This is a genomic window from Bacillus sp. FSL K6-1012, from assembly GCF_037964915.1.
Lineage (GTDB): Bacteria > Bacillota > Bacilli > Bacillales > Bacillaceae > Bacillus > Bacillus halotolerans.
The window spans coordinates 2,707,000-2,725,256 of record NZ_CP150175.1 but is presented as its reverse complement, the minus strand read 5'-3'; the positions used below and the strand labels follow the sequence as shown (position 1 = coordinate 2,725,256).

At 35.4% G+C, this 18,257-nt stretch carries 14 protein-coding genes and 8 pseudogenes; 12 read left to right on the top strand and 10 right to left on the bottom strand.

Annotation, left to right across the window (positions count from 1 at the left end):
• Positions 1–69: 69 nt before the first annotated feature.
• From NSS75_RS14165 to rapE, 3 genes and pseudogenes are all read right to left on the bottom strand, one after another.
• Positions 70–229 (bottom strand): annotated as a pseudogene (locus tag NSS75_RS14165) (hypothetical protein).
• 111 nt (positions 230–340) lie between these two features.
• Positions 341–475, bottom strand: coding sequence for a phosphatase RapE inhibitor PhrE (phrE, locus tag NSS75_RS14160; protein WP_014114495.1), 135 nt, complete (start codon positions 473–475; stop codon positions 341–343).
• A pseudogene (rapE, locus tag NSS75_RS14155) lies at positions 465–1,591 on the bottom strand (response regulator aspartate phosphatase RapE). The gene phrE and the pseudogene rapE overlap by 11 nt, the downstream one beginning before the upstream one ends.
• Positions 1,592–2,069: 478 nt before the next feature.
• Between rapE and czcD the strand changes: the two are divergent.
• The 4 genes from czcD to NSS75_RS14135 all read left to right on the top strand — a co-directional run bounded on the left by czcD (position 2,070) and on the right by NSS75_RS14135 (position 7,432).
• On the top strand, positions 2,070–3,005 hold the full coding sequence (gene czcD / locus NSS75_RS14150) for a CDF family zinc transporter CzcD (protein WP_101861076.1): 936 nt from the start codon (positions 2,070–2,072) through the stop codon (positions 3,003–3,005).
• Positions 3,006–3,073: 68 nt separating this feature from the next.
• Entirely contained in the window at positions 3,074–4,111 is a 1,038-nt protein-coding gene (locus NSS75_RS14145; RefSeq protein WP_103672616.1) for an NAD(P)/FAD-dependent oxidoreductase, read from the top strand.
• A gap of 300 nt (positions 4,112–4,411) precedes the next feature.
• Positions 4,412–5,539, top strand: a complete 1,128-nt coding sequence (locus tag NSS75_RS14140) for a Rap family tetratricopeptide repeat protein (RefSeq protein ID WP_101861074.1) — start codon at positions 4,412–4,414, stop codon at positions 5,537–5,539.
• Between the two features lie 723 nt (positions 5,540–6,262).
• Positions 6,263–7,432, top strand: coding sequence for an MFS transporter (locus tag NSS75_RS14135; protein WP_127696745.1), 1,170 nt, complete (start codon positions 6,263–6,265; stop codon positions 7,430–7,432).
• Positions 7,433–7,682: 250 nt separating this feature from the next.
• Here the strand turns inward: NSS75_RS14135 and NSS75_RS14130 are convergent.
• Positions 7,683–8,003, bottom strand: a pseudogene (locus NSS75_RS14130) (GNAT family protein); the annotation flags it as partial.
• A gap of 123 nt (positions 8,004–8,126) precedes the next feature.
• Entirely contained in the window at positions 8,127–8,825 is a 699-nt protein-coding gene (locus tag NSS75_RS14125) for a GNAT family protein (RefSeq protein WP_219620031.1), read from the bottom strand.
• A 348-nt stretch (positions 8,826–9,173) separates the two neighbouring features.
• Between NSS75_RS14125 and NSS75_RS14120 the strand changes: the two genes are divergently transcribed.
• Together NSS75_RS14120 and NSS75_RS14115 are read left to right on the top strand one after the other, a co-directional pair.
• Positions 9,174–10,556: a PLP-dependent aminotransferase family protein gene (locus NSS75_RS14120; protein ID WP_024122193.1), complete on the top strand. Its 1,383-nt coding sequence runs from the start codon at positions 9,174–9,176 to the stop codon at positions 10,554–10,556.
• A 40-nt stretch (positions 10,557–10,596) separates the two neighbouring features.
• Positions 10,597–10,769, top strand: a pseudogene (locus NSS75_RS14115) (recombinase family protein); the annotation flags it as partial.
• A 142-nt stretch (positions 10,770–10,911) separates the two neighbouring features.
• Here the strand turns inward: NSS75_RS14115 and wzy are convergent.
• Positions 10,912–12,129 carry an O-antigen polysaccharide polymerase Wzy gene (gene wzy, locus NSS75_RS14110; RefSeq protein WP_106020130.1) on the bottom strand — a complete coding sequence of 406 codons (1,218 nt, stop codon included), beginning with the start codon at positions 12,127–12,129 and terminating at the stop codon, positions 10,912–10,914.
• Positions 12,130–12,272: 143 nt separating this feature from the next.
• On the opposite strand from wzy, the gene NSS75_RS14105 reads away from it, so the two are divergent.
• Positions 12,273–12,830, top strand: coding sequence for an XRE family transcriptional regulator (locus tag NSS75_RS14105; RefSeq protein WP_101861070.1), 558 nt, complete (start codon positions 12,273–12,275; stop codon positions 12,828–12,830).
• Positions 12,831–13,665: 835 nt separating this feature from the next.
• Here NSS75_RS14105 and NSS75_RS14100 read toward each other — a convergent pair.
• Positions 13,666–14,115: a DUF1569 domain-containing protein gene (locus NSS75_RS14100; RefSeq protein ID WP_101861069.1), complete on the bottom strand. Its 450-nt coding sequence runs from the start codon at positions 14,113–14,115 to the stop codon at positions 13,666–13,668.
• 378 nt (positions 14,116–14,493) lie between these two features.
• Between NSS75_RS14100 and NSS75_RS14095 the strand changes: the two are divergent.
• Positions 14,494–14,601 (top strand): annotated as a pseudogene (locus NSS75_RS14095) (hypothetical protein); the annotation flags it as partial.
• Positions 14,588–14,853: pseudogene (locus NSS75_RS14090) on the top strand (recombinase family protein); the annotation flags it as partial. The pseudogenes NSS75_RS14095 and NSS75_RS14090, both read left to right, overlap by 14 nt.
• Before the next feature lie 136 nt (positions 14,854–14,989).
• Here NSS75_RS14090 and NSS75_RS14085 read toward each other — a convergent pair.
• Positions 14,990–15,382 (bottom strand): annotated as a pseudogene (locus NSS75_RS14085) (sigma-70 family RNA polymerase sigma factor); the annotation flags it as partial.
• 5 nt (positions 15,383–15,387) lie between these two features.
• Positions 15,388–15,905, bottom strand: a pseudogene (locus NSS75_RS14080) (ImmA/IrrE family metallo-endopeptidase).
• A 267-nt stretch (positions 15,906–16,172) separates the two neighbouring features.
• Between NSS75_RS14080 and NSS75_RS14075 the strand changes: the two are divergent.
• Entirely contained in the window at positions 16,173–16,709 is a 537-nt protein-coding gene (locus NSS75_RS14075) for an AAA family ATPase (RefSeq protein WP_015251646.1), read from the top strand.
• 354 nt (positions 16,710–17,063) lie between these two features.
• Complete coding sequence (locus NSS75_RS14070; protein WP_021480134.1) at positions 17,064–17,231, top strand: hypothetical protein; 168 nt, start codon at positions 17,064–17,066, stop codon at positions 17,229–17,231.
• A gap of 267 nt (positions 17,232–17,498) precedes the next feature.
• Here the strand turns inward: NSS75_RS14070 and sknR are convergent, their stop codons facing one another.
• The gene (gene sknR / locus NSS75_RS14065; protein WP_004398704.1) at positions 17,499–17,849 is read right to left on the bottom strand and encodes a transcriptional regulator SknR; all 351 of its coding nucleotides are present in this window, start codon (positions 17,847–17,849) and stop codon (positions 17,499–17,501) included.
• Between the two features lie 175 nt (positions 17,850–18,024).
• Here sknR and NSS75_RS14060 point away from each other — a divergent pair, with 175 nt between their 5' ends.
• Positions 18,025–18,255, top strand: a complete 231-nt coding sequence (locus tag NSS75_RS14060) for a helix-turn-helix transcriptional regulator (protein ID WP_339237646.1) — start codon at positions 18,025–18,027, stop codon at positions 18,253–18,255.
• Positions 18,256–18,257: the final 2 nt, after the last annotated feature.

The following is an 18,257-nucleotide window of genomic DNA, read 5'->3' as shown; positions in this document are numbered from 1 at the left end:
AAAGAATGATAATGTTTCTATCTTTAAAATGGTGTTCAGCTAGCCACTCGTCAATCTCTTCCTCGTAATCTATAGATTGGTGACAACAAACTTCTTCCCACTTGATTCGTCCCCAAGATGTAAAGGGAAAACTGTTTGAAAGCAGTTCATAATATTTTGCCGTTAATTCTTCTGATAAGATTTCTTTGTTTTTCTCTAGAGCTTCTAAGCATTCATCAAATAAGTCCAAAATTTTCACCTCAAAAGCTTTATGTATATGATGGATTTTTTCAGTATTAGAAATAAGAAAAAGCCGTTATGAAACGGCTAAAGGGAATTAGAACTAATGTTGTTTATCGAATCAAACAAGGAATTCATGAGTAGGTGCGAGAGTTACATTCCGGGATGCTTCCTTCATTTCGCCATTAGACATAGATCCGAAAAAGGCAAGTCCAATTAAAACAGCGGATAAACTGATAAACAATTTAGATTTCATACATGCATTCCCCTTTCGATATTTGCTTTTGAGCATATACCATCTTCTTGAAACAGATGATACTATCCTCTATTTTTCCATTATAATCGAAAAGGTTTCCTCCTAACAATGCCAGCTCTTCCAGATAAGGGTATCCTTTGCCGTTCTCTAAACGAGAAAAAATGTTGAGGAGTTTAGGTGTATCGCCATTTCTTATATAAAGAACGTCTAATGCTTCAAATAAGTTCATAAAAAGTTCGTCTTTAAAATCTACAGCGCTTCTGATTCCTTTGCGGAAGCAATCCATTGCTTGTTCTTTTTTGCCTTGTTTAAAATAAATCAACGCTAGGTCATGATAAGCTTGCGGAAGTACGTCAGAGTTTATTTTTCTGTATTGAACCAAAGCTTGTTCGATGTAACGTGCAGCCTTATTTAGGTTGTCCATTTTGTGATAGCAGTTACCGAGATTGAAAAATGCGGTGGCATAGATGTGAGTATTTTTACTTTTAAGCAGCTCAGCACCTTTTAAAGCTTCTTGAAGGTGGGGGAGAGCTTTTTCATGATTTTCAAGGTCATCGTAGTTGCCAGCAATAACAAAATGGCACTGAATAAGCCGACCAGAATAAAGTTCATGTTTTTTATAGATGTTGTATGAAAGTTCAGCGTAGTGCATTGAGATGTGAGTCATCTTCATATGATAATAGACTTCGGATAACTTAAAATAAAACTCAGCTTTTTCAATCTTGTCGGAGATCGTTGGAATTTTGCGTTCAGCTTTTTTGTAATATGTAATGGCCTTTGTGTATTCACCGTTTCTAAACTCATACATCCCGCGGAAGAAGTTATAATAATACGCTCGCATATTGTCTAGCTTCTTCTTATGCCCCTCGATTTTCTTTAAATATTCTGAAAGTTCCATTCGATTTTCATCAGATGCAGCGTGTATTCCAACATAATTTTATGGCGAAAGGCCATTAATTGATAATAAATAAGCAAATCTTGATCTTCTTCCATCACCTCTATATCACGTTCGATTTCAGCTTTTAACATTTCAGCATCAGTTACGTTGAATTTTTGAATATGCCTATGCCATTCATTAATCTTCATTCCCACTTCAGCTGATGTGATTGATATCAAGATATTCACCCTTCCCTTAACTCTACTAGTAATGTAAATATTAACAAGTTTTCCTTCGCGGAAAAAGGCAATAGGGCACCGCAATTTAAATTTTCGGTGAGACCGCAATAACTTTTTGTCTTGGTATTAAGAATCTTGATTATATGCTACGTAGAAAGTGACGGGTTGGGACTGTTAGAGGAGTAAACCTTGTGTTTGCTCCTCTTTTTTTTGCTTATCAGATAGTCGTCGTGGTGTTGTTATCAAGTTGCAATAGTATTTTTAAGAAAAGCATCAATTGATTTTATTTGAATACAAAAGAACCTGTATTGGAATTTTTATAATAAATATTTTGACATTTCAGTAAAGAGCATATATATTCTTATATGAGCATGTAATCATATATTGATATTTCTAGTGTCAGGTTAGAATGCTCAATAAAAGATAAGAAATAATAAAGCATATGAATCAAGAAACTTTCGTTAAGGAGGAGATTTTTATGGGTCACAATCATACTACGGGAGCTAATAAAAAGGTTTTATTGATCTCTTTTATCATGATTACAGGTTATATGATGATAGAAGCCATAGGTGGATTTTTAACAAATAGTCTGGCGCTTTTATCAGATGCAGGCCATATGCTGAGTGATTCAATTTCATTAATGGTTGCCTTGATTGCTTTTACATTAGCTGAAAAAAAGGCAAATCACAATAAGACATTCGGCTATAAACGATTTGAGATTCTTGCTGCTGTGATAAACGGTGTTGCATTAATTCTTATTTCTCTTTATATCATTTATGAAGCAATCGAACGTTTCTCTAACCCACCAGAAGTAGCAACAACTGGCATGCTTACGATTAGTATTATCGGGTTAGTTGTGAATATATTAGTCGCATGGATTATGATGAGTGGCGGAGATACAAAGAATAATCTGAACATAAGAGGAGCTTATTTGCATGTGATAAGCGATATGCTCGGCTCTGTAGGTGCCATTCTAGCTGCCATACTTATCATCTTCTTTGGATGGGGCTGGGCAGACCCATTGGCTAGTATGATTGTGGCTATTCTTGTTCTAAGAAGTGGTTACAATGTGACTAAAAGTTCCATTCACATATTAATGGAAGGAACTCCAGAACATATTGATGTCACTGACATCATTCGTGCAATTGAAGAGACAGAGGGAATTCAAAACATTCATGATTTACACATATGGTCTATCACAAGTGGATTAAATGCTCTTTCTTGCCACGCTGTGGTTGACGATCAGCTGACCATTTCAGAAAGTGAAAATATTTTACGCAAAATTGAACATGAGCTTGAGCATAAAGGCATTACGCATGTAACCATTCAAATGGAAACAGAAGCACATAATCATGACAATGCGATCCTTTGTCAGGCCACAATTGAGAAGCCGCATGACCACCATCATCATTAAAATTTTTATCTGATGAGGTTCAGTTTTAGTCTATCTCTCGTATGAATAAAATTAGTGGGAGGCTTAATATGTATGACACGATAGTAATTGGAGCTGGTCAAGCAGGAGTCTCAATAGGATATTATCTTAAGCAGACCGACCAAAAGTTTATCATTTTGGATAAAAGTCAGGGGGTTGGGGAGAGCTGGACAGAACGGTATGACTCATTGGTTTTATTTACTTCTCGAATGTATAGCTCTTTGCCTGGGATGCATCTTGAAGGAGAAAAAAACGGATTTCCTTCAAAAGATGAAATTGTAGCTTATCTAAAGAAATATGTTGAAAGATTTGATATTCCAATCCAATTACAGACAGATGTAATAAGTGTTCTAAAATCAAAGAATTATTTCTTAATAAAAACAAATCAGGGAGAATATCAATCAAAGAATCTTGTCATTGCTACAGGTCCTTTTCATACCCCTAATATTCCATCAATATCAAAAGATTTAGCTGATAATATTAATCAACTACACTCGTCACAATATAAGAATTCAAAACAATTGGTACATGGAAATGTACTAGTAGTTGGTGGGGGGAATAGTGGTGCGCAGATAGCTGTTGAATTATCCAAAGAAAGAGTTACATATTTAGCCTGTAGTAATAAACTTGTTTATTTGCCTTTATTGATCGGAAAAAGAAGCATCTTTTGGTGGTTTGATAAATTAGGAGTTTTACATGCAAGTCATACATCGATATTAGGCAAATTCATTCAAAAGAAAGATGATTCAATATTTGGGTATGAATTAAAACATGCAATAAAACAGAGGGAGATTATGTTAAAAACAAGAGTCGTAGCTGGAAAGCAAAATGAAATCATTTTTAAAGATTCATCTTCATTAGAAGTAAACAATATTATTTGGGCTACAGGTTTTAGGAATCCCCTTAAATGGATAAATATAAAAGGTGTTTTGAATAAAGAAGGTCGAATCATACATCATAGAGGTGTTTCACCTGTAGAAGGATTGTACTTTATAGGTTTGCCTTGGCAGCATAGGCGAGGTTCAGCATTGCTTCAAGGCGTAGGAAATGATGCTGAATACATTGTAAAACGAATTAACGGGGAATAAACTATGTAGAGCAGTAACTAACATGTGAACTGCTCCTATTTTTTGTGGGAATAAGTTTAGGAAGCAGAGATGTGCCTTCTCTTTTATATTTAAGAAATTAGAACAAAGAAGCGAAGAAATCTCTTCAAGACATACTCATATTTTTATGTTCAATAATGTAAGAGGAGAGAAACGAGCCTAAAATTATCTTGGTTAATCATATCAAAGGTACCGAAGAAAAAGTTTGCGGTTTTTTTGCGGTTCAAACACTTTTTGGAAATGTTAGAATATTACATAAAAAGACATAAAAGGAGGGGTCCTGTGAATCCGGTTTTATCATCGTCAGAAGTTGGCGTAAAGATCAATGAATGGTATAAAATGATACGTCAATTTAGTGTCCCGGATGCAGAGATTTTAAAGGCAGAGGTGGAGCAAGAAATCCAACGGATGGAGGAAGATGAGTATTTACTCATTTACTTCTCCCTAATGAAATTCCGTCATCAACTCATGTTAGATTATTTGGAACCCGTAACAACACGTATAAGACCAACTATTGACGAACTTCTTGAAAAAATTGAGACTTCAAATAAAGGCATATCTGGTCTTTTGTCATATTATTCTCTGTTTTTCAGAGGGATGTACGAGTTTGATAAGAAGCAATACATGAAAGCTATTTACTATTATAGAGAAGCTGAAAAGCAGCTTATACATGTCCCTGATGAGATCGAAAGGGCAGAGTTTCATTTTAAGTTAGCTGAAGCATATTATGGTATGAAGCAAAGTCATGTGTCTATGCATCACGTTAAACAAGCATTGGATATTTATAATCAATATGAACTTTATAAGGTGCGAAAAGTTCAATGTATGTTTGTTATCTCAGGGAATTATACTGATTTTAAACATTACGAAAAAAGTCAGCCGCATCTTGAAAAGGCATTAGAGTTATCTAGGGAATTGAATAACAAAAGGTTGATTAGTTCTGCACTATATAATTTAGGCACTAATTTTGCTGATAGTGGTGATTACGAGCAGGCGGAAGTATACATAAAGCAAGCAGTGGAGATTACAGAAAAAGAAAAGCTCACAAACTTGCCACATTCTTTATTTTCTTATGCAAAAATCCTTTTTAAACAAGGAAAAATGAATGAGGCTATCCAAGTAAGTAAGAAAGGTTTGTCAGCAGCTCTTTATCAAGGTGATGAGCTTTTCGCAAAATTACAGGGATATTTAAAAGCTCTTTATGTCGATGCAGTGGACCAACAAGGTGTTAATAAAACAATAGAATACTTAGAAAAAAATAAGAACTATTCATATATTGAAGACATTGCCTGTGAGACCGCAGCTGCTTACGCAAACTCAAAAGAATTTGAAACATCCTATGTATATCATCAGAAAATGCTTGAGACTCAAACACAAATTCAAAGGGGAGAATGCCTGTATGACTTTTAAAAAGAAGGTATGCCTAATCCTGGGTTTGTCACTTGTTTTAGTGTGTAGTTTCGGATCCAACTTAACAGAAAATCAAACTCAAAACACATTTCATATTGCCTCTGATCGTTTTCAAACTTGATAATATTACATTCAACCTCCTTCAGAAATGGAGGTTTTTTTATTTGATATCAACAGAAACAATGGAATCAAATGCGATATAATTAGTATCCCCCCTTTAAATCCTTGAGGAATAACCTTTACTTTTGGGGAGAGAAAAAGGCAATAGGGCACCGCAATTTAAATTTTCGGTGAGACCGCAATAACTTTTTAGTTCTCATGGAAAATCTCTCGATGGTGAATTAAGTGGTTTTGAGGATTAGCTCATTAAAAACTCACTTCGTAGATGAAGACAGTGCTTCAAAAGTGATTTTAAAATTGCTGCAGAACAAGTTATGCATAAAGAGAAAGGTGATCAGACCTTTTATTTCTATTTTGGATGATTGCTGAACTTGTACCCATTTTTGTGCATAAAATATAAAACTGTGTAAAAAGATGTAATGAATGACTTCAAAATTACTTAGGACCTAATGGCCGAAGTAATTGTCCGAGAAAACACTGGTTGTTTCAAACTATCGGTGTTTTTATTTGTCTCATTTTATGGGGGTGTACCACTTACATAAAGTTCTTTTATGCCCCCTAGAGAATATACATGTAAAAATATTTTTTCATATGGGGGATTATATGAAGTTGCAAGGGAGGATAAGTTTAAGCGTTGGTTGGATAACTTTGTTTCTAATGGGTACTGATTTATTTGTGGTATCCCCATTATTACCGTTTATTTCGGAAGTATATAAAGTTAGTGCATCAACCACTGGATGGATGGTAACTGTTTTTGCAGTTACATATGCTTTTTCGGCTCCTTGCTTCGGTTGGCTTTCAGATATCAAAGAACGGAGAACATTGATTACATTTGGCTTATTGCTGTTCGCTATTTCTAATATGCTAACTGCATTTTCTCCTTCATTTTTATGGTTGATTGTTAGCCGTATTTTAGCTGGTTTATCCGTTGCTTCAATCACTCCTTTGATATACGCAATCATTGGAGATACTGCCCCGCCTAACCGAAGAGGAACATGGCTTTCGATTGTTGTCTCAGGACACTTGACGGCTCTTTGGGCAGGAGCGCCAATCGGTACGTTATTAGAGCATTTTCTTGGATGGCGCTCAGTATTTGTTGTAATGGCAATCATAGGAGCCGTATTGGCGGCAGTGAATTTTAAAACATGGGAATCTATTCCTAAAAATGGTTTAACAAGAAACCTGTTAGAAGGAAATCTGCTAAGAATACTTGGTTCTGTAAGTGTTACTACCATTTGGGCGATTTCAATGTATACCCTTTATGTTTATTTAGGTGCAGCTCTTTACTCTAAAAATAAATTCTCGTCATCAGAAATCGCATTAGCTGTTGCTTTTTATGGTGTCGGTGCTGTTTTAGGGAGCCTTACAAGTGGGCAATTAACAGATAAATTTGGAGAAGAGAAAATTTCGAAGGTTACGCTAATTTTGTTAATTTTAATACTCATTTGTTTAGGGATATTCTTCTCATCTGGTGATTGGATTTATTTCTTTCTTTTTATATGGGCTTTAGTTGGGTATGCAGGATTTACATCATACCAAGCAAGATTAGCAGTGGAATATCCAAAAGAACGAGGAATTGTTATGGCATGGAATAATACAGCTCTGTATATTGGTATTACCATTGGTTCAATGATTGGGGGTTATGTCATATCTAATTGGGGATATTCTTCACTTCCATATGTTTGTAGCGTTGCAGCAATCGTAAGTTTTGTGCTTAGTACCCAAAAGGTACAAGAAGCCAAAAAAGATTCAGCTTTTTCAACAGATACATGACCACGGAACAAAGTCTATTTGGGGTTCAGCCGAGATACATGTATAAGGGGTCATAGGATTGTTTTTATTTCCAAATCCTAAAATATCAAAAGTGACATTAGGAAACATGGATTTTTTGCACAAAGCTTAACTTCAAACTAAAAAAGTCAAATTTCCTGTCACGCTAAGCCACTTTTCATTAAAGCCGGATTCCTGTTCAACTAGAGGCTCAGGCTTATGTTCATTACACTCTGATTCTCGTTCGCTTTACTCAGTTATATTTTTCAAGCCGATCTTTGAGATTTGTGCGGACAGCAGGCCATTCCTTGGCAATGATTGAAAAGTAAGCTGTATCCCTAATGCTACCATTACTTGCAGGGAGATGTGCCCTGCGAATGCCTTCAAAAGTAGCACCAAGCCTTTGTATAGCAGAACGTGAACGTATGTTACGAGCGTCAGTTTTCAGTGTGACTCTGATAGTATTCCACGAATCAAATGCATGTGCAAGCATCAGAAGCTTGCACTCTGTATTAACACCAGTACGTTGAAATGAAGCTCCATACCAGGTGCTACCGATTTCTGCCACGGTTGGTGGAGTCAAATCTGTAGGGGAAGTCCCACTTGCAACGCCCGGTGGCCATGAAAAAACTTCGAGAGCAAAAAGCCGCGGATCTGTTTTGAAACATCATAAAAATGGATAAATTAATTTCTCGTTTCAAAACTGGTTGTCTAGTTTTGAAATTTGATTTCCATATTCATCAAAATTGCTCTCCAAAAGCCACTTTTCGAACCGATTTTTTATATTGGGCCATTCTTTATCAATTATCGAAAACCAAGCTGTATCTCTATTTCTTTGTTTGTATACAAGTGCTTGCCTAAAAGTTCCTTCATATTGAAATCCCAATCTTAGAGCTGCCTTTCTAGAAGGATCGTTTAAACTATCACATTTCCATTCATAACGTCTATAGTGCAGCTCTTCGAATACGTAACGCGCCAGTAGAAACTGTGCTTCAGTAGCAATTCTAGTTTTTTTTAGTCTTTCAGAGTATATTACATGTCCAACTTCCACTGAACTATTTTCGATATTGATCCTCATTAGTGAAAAAGAGCCCAGTGCTACGTTAGTGTCATTGTCAACTATTGCATAGTAAAAAGGATCTTCTGATTTTATTAATTTTGATAAGAAAATTTCGAATTCCTTTTCACTTGTAAATTTTTCGGTTGGCAGATAGGTCCATTGTTTATCGTCACTCTCGGGTCCATAAACATTTTTGTACAGATCATCAAAATGCTTCATTGATACCTTTTCTAACGTACAGTATTTTCCTGCTATTGTGTTTCTTGTTGGAACTAGTGGATGTTGATAGCCCTCAACTGGCTCACCGATTTTTTGTCCAAATTGGTTAATTTGCATACTTAACATATCCTTTCTTAGATCAACCCACGAAGTAGGGAACTTATGCTTGTTAATATTACATTGAATGTTTAATAAGATTGATTTCTCTACTTTTGGGGATTCCATCAGCGTAAGAATTCTCCCAATAAAGTACCTAGTTCAAGAATAATCCAAACAATTTAACCGATCGTATCTGAGTAAAATCAATCCTCTTATTATCTGTACATACTAATTTTATTGGCGGATATTATGCATTTTTTTTATCCCAACTTTCTTTATAAATGATAAAATCATTTTAGAGAATTTCTGTACCTAATAAAAGTGACAGAATTTAAAAAAACAATAGGGACAGATGGAGGGTTAACAGTGGAAATTACCCCATTTTTACATAGGGAGTCGTCTGAGCCGTTATATAGTCAATTGTATCATTGGATTAAGAATGAAATTGAGGAAGGTAGGCTCTTGCCAGGAATGAAGATGCCATCAATTCGTCAGCTAACGGCTCATTTAAAGGTTAGCCGAAACACGGTTGAGACAGCATATCAGCAGCTACAATCAGAGGGATACCTAGAAAGTGTCCCTAAAAGTGGAATATGGGTAGCTGAGATTGAGAAACCTTTACTACATCCGATTGTTGTGGAACATCCTATTAGGTTGGAAAGTAAACAATCAAGCGAGGTCCTTGTGGATTTTAAATATGGAAACATCGATCTGGAGAAGTTTCCCTTGAAGCAGTGGAAAAAATGTCTGTCAGACGCAGTTGATCAAGTATTTCATTATGGAGAAAATCAGGGTGACTTTGCATTGAGGAGAGAGATTTCAAACTATCTGCTTCAATCCAGAGGTGTACGCTCTACACCGGAACAGATTCTTGTAACGGCCGGAACACAAGCCTCCATGGCGTTAATCTGCCGTCTTTTAGCACTTCAGGAAAAAACCGTGGCCATGGAAGAACCCGGTTACAGTGGAGTTCGATCAGTCTTAAAAGACCAAGGATGCCAAATTGAACCAGTGCCTCTTGAGAAGGACGGATTGTCAATGGAGCATATTCAAATGAGCAAGGCAAAAGCAGTGTATTTAACGCCTTCTCACCAATTTCCATTTGGTATGATTATGTCCATATCGAAAAGAATGCGTTTACTAAAATGGGCTTATCAAACTGGGGGATACATTATTGAGGATGATTATGACAGCGAGTTTCGATACAGGGGACAGCCGATTCCTTCACTGAAATCATTGGATGAAGAGGAAAGGGTTATTTATTTAGGTACATTTTCTAAATCATTTCTACCTTCAGCTCGATTAAGTTATATTGTATTTCCATCCTCTCTAATGGTTCAATATTCACGAAAGTTCGCAGCTTACAAGCAATCTGCTTCTCCTATTATTCAGAGGGCTATGGCCATGTTTATGCAATCCGGGGAATTTGAGAGGCATATACGAAGAATGCGCAAGATTTATCAAAGAAAACATCAGACTCTGTTAAGGAGCATTGAACAGTATATGGGCAATCAAGTAAAAATTGTTGGAGAAAAGTCAGGCTTACATATCTTATTGAAACTAAAAGGCGTAACAGCCTTCGAGTTGATCGAAGCTGGTTTCCAAAAAGGTGTCAAAGTATATTCTCCGTCAAGGTTTTGGCTTAATCCAAACCCCGAAAATGATTCCTATATCATGTTGGGATTTGGTGGATTATCAATTGAAGAAATTGAAAATGGAGTAAGATTACTCGCTAGCTGCATCCCATGAAGAGGGAGAACAGTAAGTAATAAACATATTGGCTTAAAGAATGATGGCGATATATGTAGGTATCGACCGAGAAACAAGCGATCAAGGGGTCAAGCATCGACAGCCAGATAGAGGCCTGGCCTGTATAAAGAAAGCAGGGACTAAGGATGTGCTGAAGTATGCCGATGAAGCTTTGGGGAGCTTTTAGAACGTCCGGCTTTGAATTGCTTAAGGATAAGGATGGATTCAAAATTGCCGCATATCGAGTTGGTGCATAACATAGTTTTGAGTAATTTTCCAAATAATAAACCCACCTTCATCTTTACAATAGAAGCTGGGTTTATTATTTCAGGTAGTTTTTAAAGTGTTAAAAATATTACGTGCTTGTTGTTTTCAACTCATTTATTTGAAAATTAGATTCTTTCTTCTTTCTAACTTTTAAAGTTAATAGCATTAATATGATTGAAATAAAAAGTAATAAAAAGAATGCAAAATTATAAGAGTTTGTTATATCTTTTGCAGCCCCAACAAGTATAGGGACAGCGCCACTTATAATGTAACCACCGAATTGAATCATAGCAGTCCATTGACTAGCATCTCTTGGTGTAGTTGTTGCGTCTAAAGGAAGGATCATCGCTATTGGAAATAACCCTCCGGCACCAATCCCAGTCAAAATAGCACTAATAATGGGTGAAATACTTCCAGCTATTAACGTGATTATCCCGATAAAATAACATAAAGCACATAGAATAATCCAAGGTTTTCTATTTGGATTATTATTAATTAAAATAGGGATGATGAAGCTGAAAATCATCTGTATGATTGAAAAAACAGTAGCAGTTGTTGCTGCATATGTGGCACTAAAACCTACTTCTTGTACTTTTGGAGCTAGCCATGTTGCAAAAGAATAATACATGCCAGACTGTAGGCCAAAAATCACCATTAGCAGCCATACATATCGATTTCTCCAAGGTAATTGGTTTTTTTGTTTTACAGACTCCCCTTCTACACTTTTCTTTAGTTTAGATTTTTTAATGATTGGCATCCAAACAATTATTCCAATTCCAGCGAATAAAGCCCATATTGCTAAAGCGATGTTCCAAGAATTATTAAAAGAATGCATAGCGGGCACTACCAACCCAGAACTTAAGGATGCTCCAACGCCCATGCCAGCTGAATAAACACCAATCATTGAAGATGAATATTTAGGAAATTGTTTTTTTATATATCCAGAGATAAGTGGACCGGCTATTGCAATTCCAATTCCGGTAAGTACAGCCGTCATTAATAATAGAAAAGGGAAGGTTGCCATAAAGCGCAACGCTGTTGCTAGTCCAATTAATAAGACTGAAAATGCAATGGTCAATTCAATTCCCCATCGTTGACTAAGCTTTGCAGCCACAGGAGCAAATACCCCCATACAAAAAACTGGGAGGGCTGTAAGTAAACTAACCGAAACATTAGACATTTGTAAGTCTGCCTGAATAGTTTTTAAAACTGGAGAGATTGATGTAATGGAAGCACGTAAGCTCATGGATATAACAAACAAAGAAAAGATGCTCCAAATTATATAAATGTTTCCCTTTTTTTTCATAATTATAAACGCTCCTTTTACGATTTTAGATGATTATTTGATATAATATAGTTAACTTTTTTGTTTGGATGTATACTATAGTTACATCTTTGGTATACTATAATATATTTTGTAGATAGAATCAATGCGAAAGGTGTGAAAAAGTGAAGGAAGAAAATATTGACTTATCCAATCAGGTAGGGATTAAACTTAGAGGAATTCGAAGAAGTAAAAAAATTAGCTTGGAAGAGTTATCTAACTTAAGCAATGTCAGTAAATTAACTCTAGGTAAAATTGAAAGAGGCGAAGCGAACCCAACAATAAATGTCTTATGGAAAATATGTAGAGGATTAAATATTCCATTAGCATCTTTACTAACTTTTGAAGAGGAAATTGAAGTACACCGATTTGTGCCTCCCCATCACTTTGCGGGACAAAATAATGATTGGTTTATCAACCCATTGTTTAAGGCACTTGGCACGGTTGAATGGTATAGAGCATGTATCGATCCAAACAGTGAGTACAGTGAGTCACATTTGGCTGGATCTGAAGAAATCGTACTTGTATTAAATGGTCAATTGGAAATGAAAGTTGGAGAGGAAAAACACCAACTCAACAAGTGGGATGTCATTAAATTTAAAGGTGAAGAGATTCATACGTACATAAACCGTTCAGACGAAAAAGTGTACTTAATGATTTCTTTAACCTATACAAGCCCTTAAGCTCAAACTTTTCAAGAGAGGAATTTTTTGTTTATCACTGGTTATTTTAATACCTACCGTATGAGGATAATCTTAATTCGAAAAGCAAGTTACTTTAAGATCAGGCTACCAATGTGGTAGCTTTTTTATTTACTATAGGGGCAGTATTCTGTTATATACCAGGTTTTCTTCTAATTTTTGCCCTACTTCTGTTTTCTTAAATAGTCCCCTCAACAAAAATTTGTATTGTTGAAATTGCATTAATAACTGGCAATAAAAACGCTATTTCATTTTTAAAATGAGAATAAATCTTTGTAAACGATAATAAGCTAATTTTGATTTAAGGCTTTGATTAGAAAATAAAATCTCTCCTATTGAGGATCTAAGGAGTGTAGAAATGTCTCAACAAAACATCAATTGTTTCAAATTATCGGTGTTTTTTATTTTCTGCATATACATTGAAACGTTTAATAACACTGTAGTTTAATTTAAAATCTCCTCATTTGGACAAACAGCTGTTACATAGCATTACCCAAGGGGTGATGCATTTTATGAAGGTGATAATCATCGAGGGACCGCAAGCTGGCAAATACATTAACGATTGCTATCATTATTTAATAAAACTTTATAGGAAGGAGATCCAGGGTGATAGCCATATATGTAAGGGTATCGACCGAGGAACAAGTGATAAAGTAACGAAAGCTAGAGCGAAATCTGTATAAAGAAAGCAGGGATTACTCTTTAGTTGAAGAAAGAATTGTATTTTTAACAATAGAATGATTTTTTATTTCTAAGCAGTTAAAGCATTTTGTTACTTTTCTGTTTGGTCATCATTATTTATATTTCTAAAATCTTACTAAACTCCAAATTGTTTTAAATGATGGTCAAGATGCTTGTATATTCCTTTTCCCCATTGCTCAGAAGTAAGTTTACCGAAAAAAGGATGTGGATGAGTCGTACACTTCTCTGGACCATTACTTTGGAAAGTTATAATTTTTTGTTTCAGTATTTCCTTCTCTGTTTCAAATTCTTTTTCATCTACTATCAAAATGTCAGGAATCGTGGACATATTTTGGGCTAATGGCTTGTCATTATAAAAAATTGGTTTCACAAAGTTTCCTATTAATATTCCTAACCAACCTCTCGCTGGAAAAGAAAGTCCCATTGGAATGTCTTGAAAGGATGAGAAATGTGCTAACATTTGGGGAACATCCATTTTACCCCATTTAGGCTTGCAAATTGGGCTTAATTTGTCAATACGATTTAAAATTTCCTCTAAATGCAATTGATTAAAAATATTTTTCATTTATGCATCTCCCCCTATTCTACACCTGCTAATAAAATGATACCTAGTGTACCCAGCAAGCCCAAAATGAAAATTCGTACTGGAAATTCATTTCCTCTTATTAAAGATTCATTCTCATATGTATAATATATCCTAAAATTTCTGCCGATGTAATCACCTTGCAAAGTTAAATTTTTGAACCTTTTATCTGTCTGTGAAAATTTAAGAGACATAAGAGAGGAAAATGGAAATGCTATGAGGATTTACCATGTGAGGACCTATTGAGTGTAGTGAAAAACCGTTAGTTTTTTTACTGCTTTTTTACACTCCACTCATTGAAAATCACTTCATTAGGACAAACAGTTATTACATAGCATTACCCAAGGGGTGATGCATTTTATGAAGGTAATAATCATCGAGGGACCGCAAGCTGACAAATGCATTAACGATTGCTATCAATATTTAATAAAACGTTATAGGAAGAAGATCCAGGGTGATAGCAATATATGTAAGGGTATCAACCGAGGAACAAGCGATCAAGGGATCGAGGAATCGAGTATTGACAGCCAGATCGAGGACTGCATAAGAAAGCAGGGACTAAGGATGTGCTGAGGCATGAACGATTTTCTGACGAGCTTTTAGAACGTCCGACTTAGAATCGCTTGAGGGAGAATGCGAGTAAAGGACTAAAGTTTGCTAAGGTCCTGACCGTCTTTCTCGGAAATGATAATTGAGCTTATCAGTGCTGACGAGTTGAGAGAGTGAGACAAGCGGTTAGCTGGAAGCATTTTCATACCTCTATCGTATATTCTGTCTCCATTAGTTTCGAAAGTTTTAAAAGAAGCATGTAAATGAATAAGAGAAAGCCGGCATATTAGATCCGGCTTCTTCTGCATTATTTCCCCTTCGCTTTCTTCCGCTTTTCCTTTTCCGCCCGGTAGAACTCATGGAACATCTTCATCAGCGCCCGTTTCTCAATCCGTGATACATAGCTGCGCGAAATACCGAGTTCTTTGGCAATCTCACGCTGCGTTTTTTCCTTCTTTAAATCAAGCCCAAACCGCCCGACAATCACTTCTTTCTCACGGTCATCTAAAATGTCAATGTATTGCTTCACTTTTTCAAGCTCCATATTGAGCTGGATCGTATCAATCACGTCTTCATTTTCTGATTTCAGGACATCGATCAGGCTTATTTCATTCCCTTCTTTATCCTGCCCGATCGGATCATGAAGGGACACATCTTTTTTTGTTTTTTTCAATGCGCGTAAATGCATGAGGATTTCATTATTAATTACAAAAGGGGGGTGCACAGATTTCCCGCAATTGTTTGGCTAATAAATGTTGAGTCAGCTTACTGTAGTAAAGGTTCAAACGTTTCTTAGCGAATGAAGGGGATACCTTAAATAACCAAGCTACATTTTCAATTGCATGTGATTGTATGTACGAAAGATTAATATTACGCAACATGAAAGTTGGAATGCAAAAGTGATATGTAAAATAATTGGACTGCCACTCTAAATAATCAGTCCAAGTTACAGGCATTGTTTTTTTATCGCCTTCATGTCTATATATATGGCAAAATTCATGAGCAAAATCATACCATTGTTCAATACGGCTTTTTCGGCTGTCCAAGCATATGTTATAAATTCCGCTGTGTTTAAGTGCGAAGCTTGTAACAGGTTTAAACGAAAGCCTGATATCTAATGACTCAGCAATCCGTTCGAAATTAATTTGTTCAGGTTCTGTAATATCAATCTTTCTGTATAAGTTTTCAATCCAATCCTCTAAATGACTGTTTGTATACCTCAAGATAAAAAACCTCCTTAAAGACGACAATCTAAAAATTGGATTCGTTTAAATATTATATGGAAATCAAGACTTTTTTCATAGGAAAATGCGTCTAAGGAGATGGAATATGAATCCGTTTAATAATGACTGTTTTCGTAAGTATTATGATTTTAACACGCATCTGGATTTCTCTAGAAAAGTAAAGGTCTTTAGGGATTTATGTCAAAATAATAGTAAGTACCTTATGAAACAAACAGGGAGTTTGGTTGATTAATAAGGAGGGGAAGTATGAAAAAAAATATTCACATATTGGGAGCCTCTGGTGTCGGAACTTCGACATTGGGTGCTGCATTATCAAAGCGTTTGCCTCATACGCATCTTGATACTGATAATTACTATTGGTTAGATAAATTCACTAAAAAAAGAGAAATTCCTGAAAGAAGAAAGTTGCTTGAAAAAGACTTAACAATAAATGAGAAATGGATTCTTTCTGGTGCAGTGTGTGGCTGGGGCGATAATCTAAAAAGTTATTTTGACCTTGTCGTCTTCTTATGGATTCCACAAGATATACGGCTTGAGAGACTAAGGCACAGGGAATTTCAGCGTTATGGAAACGAAGTGTTAGCCGGTGGCAGTAAATATGAACAATCAAAAACATTTTTAGAGTGGGCTTCTTTATATGATAATGCTGGAATGGAAGTTAGAAGTAGAGCTTTGCATGAACATTGGATGGCAGATTTATCTTGTCCAGTGCTAAAGATTGAAGGCGACTGCTCAGTCAATGAAAGAGTTGACCGTGTCTTGGATTATCTGAGTTCTAATTAAACTAACGGATAGCAATAGCTGCATCTGAAAATAAATCCAAAAATCAAAGACAGTTCCAGTATGGCATTTAATGAGCTGTTTTTTATACCGCTATCAGTTTGCCTACTATTTTTGGTAGCATCCCCACAACAGAGAAGAGAATGTTCTTCATAAGGAAGTTTTTGGTTCAGTTGCAGGAAATGGAACCTAAAAGATTAGATACACCCTGAAACCTGTCCAGCTAGTGCTTATGCTGGTTACCATTGAGTGAAAAGCCCTTGCCGATCCTTTTTTGTTGGTGTAATCATTAGTGAATTATTACAATTGCAAATGATAGGGGCAAGGGAAATAAATGGACTTCAAAGGAGTTTAATCATGAAAAATAATGATAAGAAGAAAGAGGTTCAAAGAAAATACAGAGAAGAGATTAAAAAAAAGAAACAAGAGAATGAAGATAATAAAAATTTTATTAAAGAAACAATTATTGTTGTTACGATAATTGTATTGTTTATTTTTTTCACATATACTTTGCAAGGTTTTTAACAAGAAGCCCTCTTTTCCCATTTCGATACTCTGCAATTTCCCTCACAATAAACGCTCAATTTTTTTACATGAGAATATAAAAGAAACATAAATGAAAATATAAATGAGAAAAACAACAAAAACCCTTGCCATGTAAGGGTTTGTAAGGGATTCGAAAATCACTTTATAAATGAGGTTATTATTGAGATATAAATGAGAATCTAAATCTTATTAGTAAACATAATTAAACATAATAAACAGAAATAAATAATAATAAACTAACTGCGTTTATTTATCTGATTTCCGTCTTTCCTTTAATTGCTCCGTTATAATCTCCAAAGCAGCCTGTAAGATTTCATCAGTTACTTCACCGTCTTTAGCTGCAAGGAATGTTTCAGGATCATTTAACACTTTTTTTGCTTCATCCTGAAATACTTTTTCATTGCTTTCTCCTTTAAGAAGATAATCCAAAGAAACATCAAGTATGTTTGAAATATTAATTAAGGTTTTATAGTCAGGCTCACGACTACCTAGTTCATAGGCGGTGTAGGCAGGCCGAGTAATTCCAAGTTTATCAGCCATATTTTGTTGGGTTAGTTTCTTTTGTTTTCTGCACTTTTTCAAGTTCTCGGAGAACATTTTAATCACCTGACTTTTGTTTTTATTCTATATCTCATTGTAACGTAACAAAGAGTTACATATAAGTTTTAGTAACAAAACGATACTTTTTTATGAAAATGTGTTGACAATGTAACGGATCGATACTATTATCTAAGTAACGAAACGTTACATTTTCTGATTAAGGGGGTGAAACCTGATGAGAAAATGGCTTAAGAAAAACCGCTTAGAAAAAGGGTTGACTCAAAAAGAAGTTGCCAAAGCTGCACAGATTGGTAGAGCATACTACACTATGATAGAAAATGGTACTAGGAACCCTAGTGTTATTGTCTCAAAAAAAATAGGAGAGAAATTAGGCTTTGATTGGACTATTTTTTTTGATGATGTATGTAACGAAACGAAACATAATTCTAAGGATTCAGCATGAGT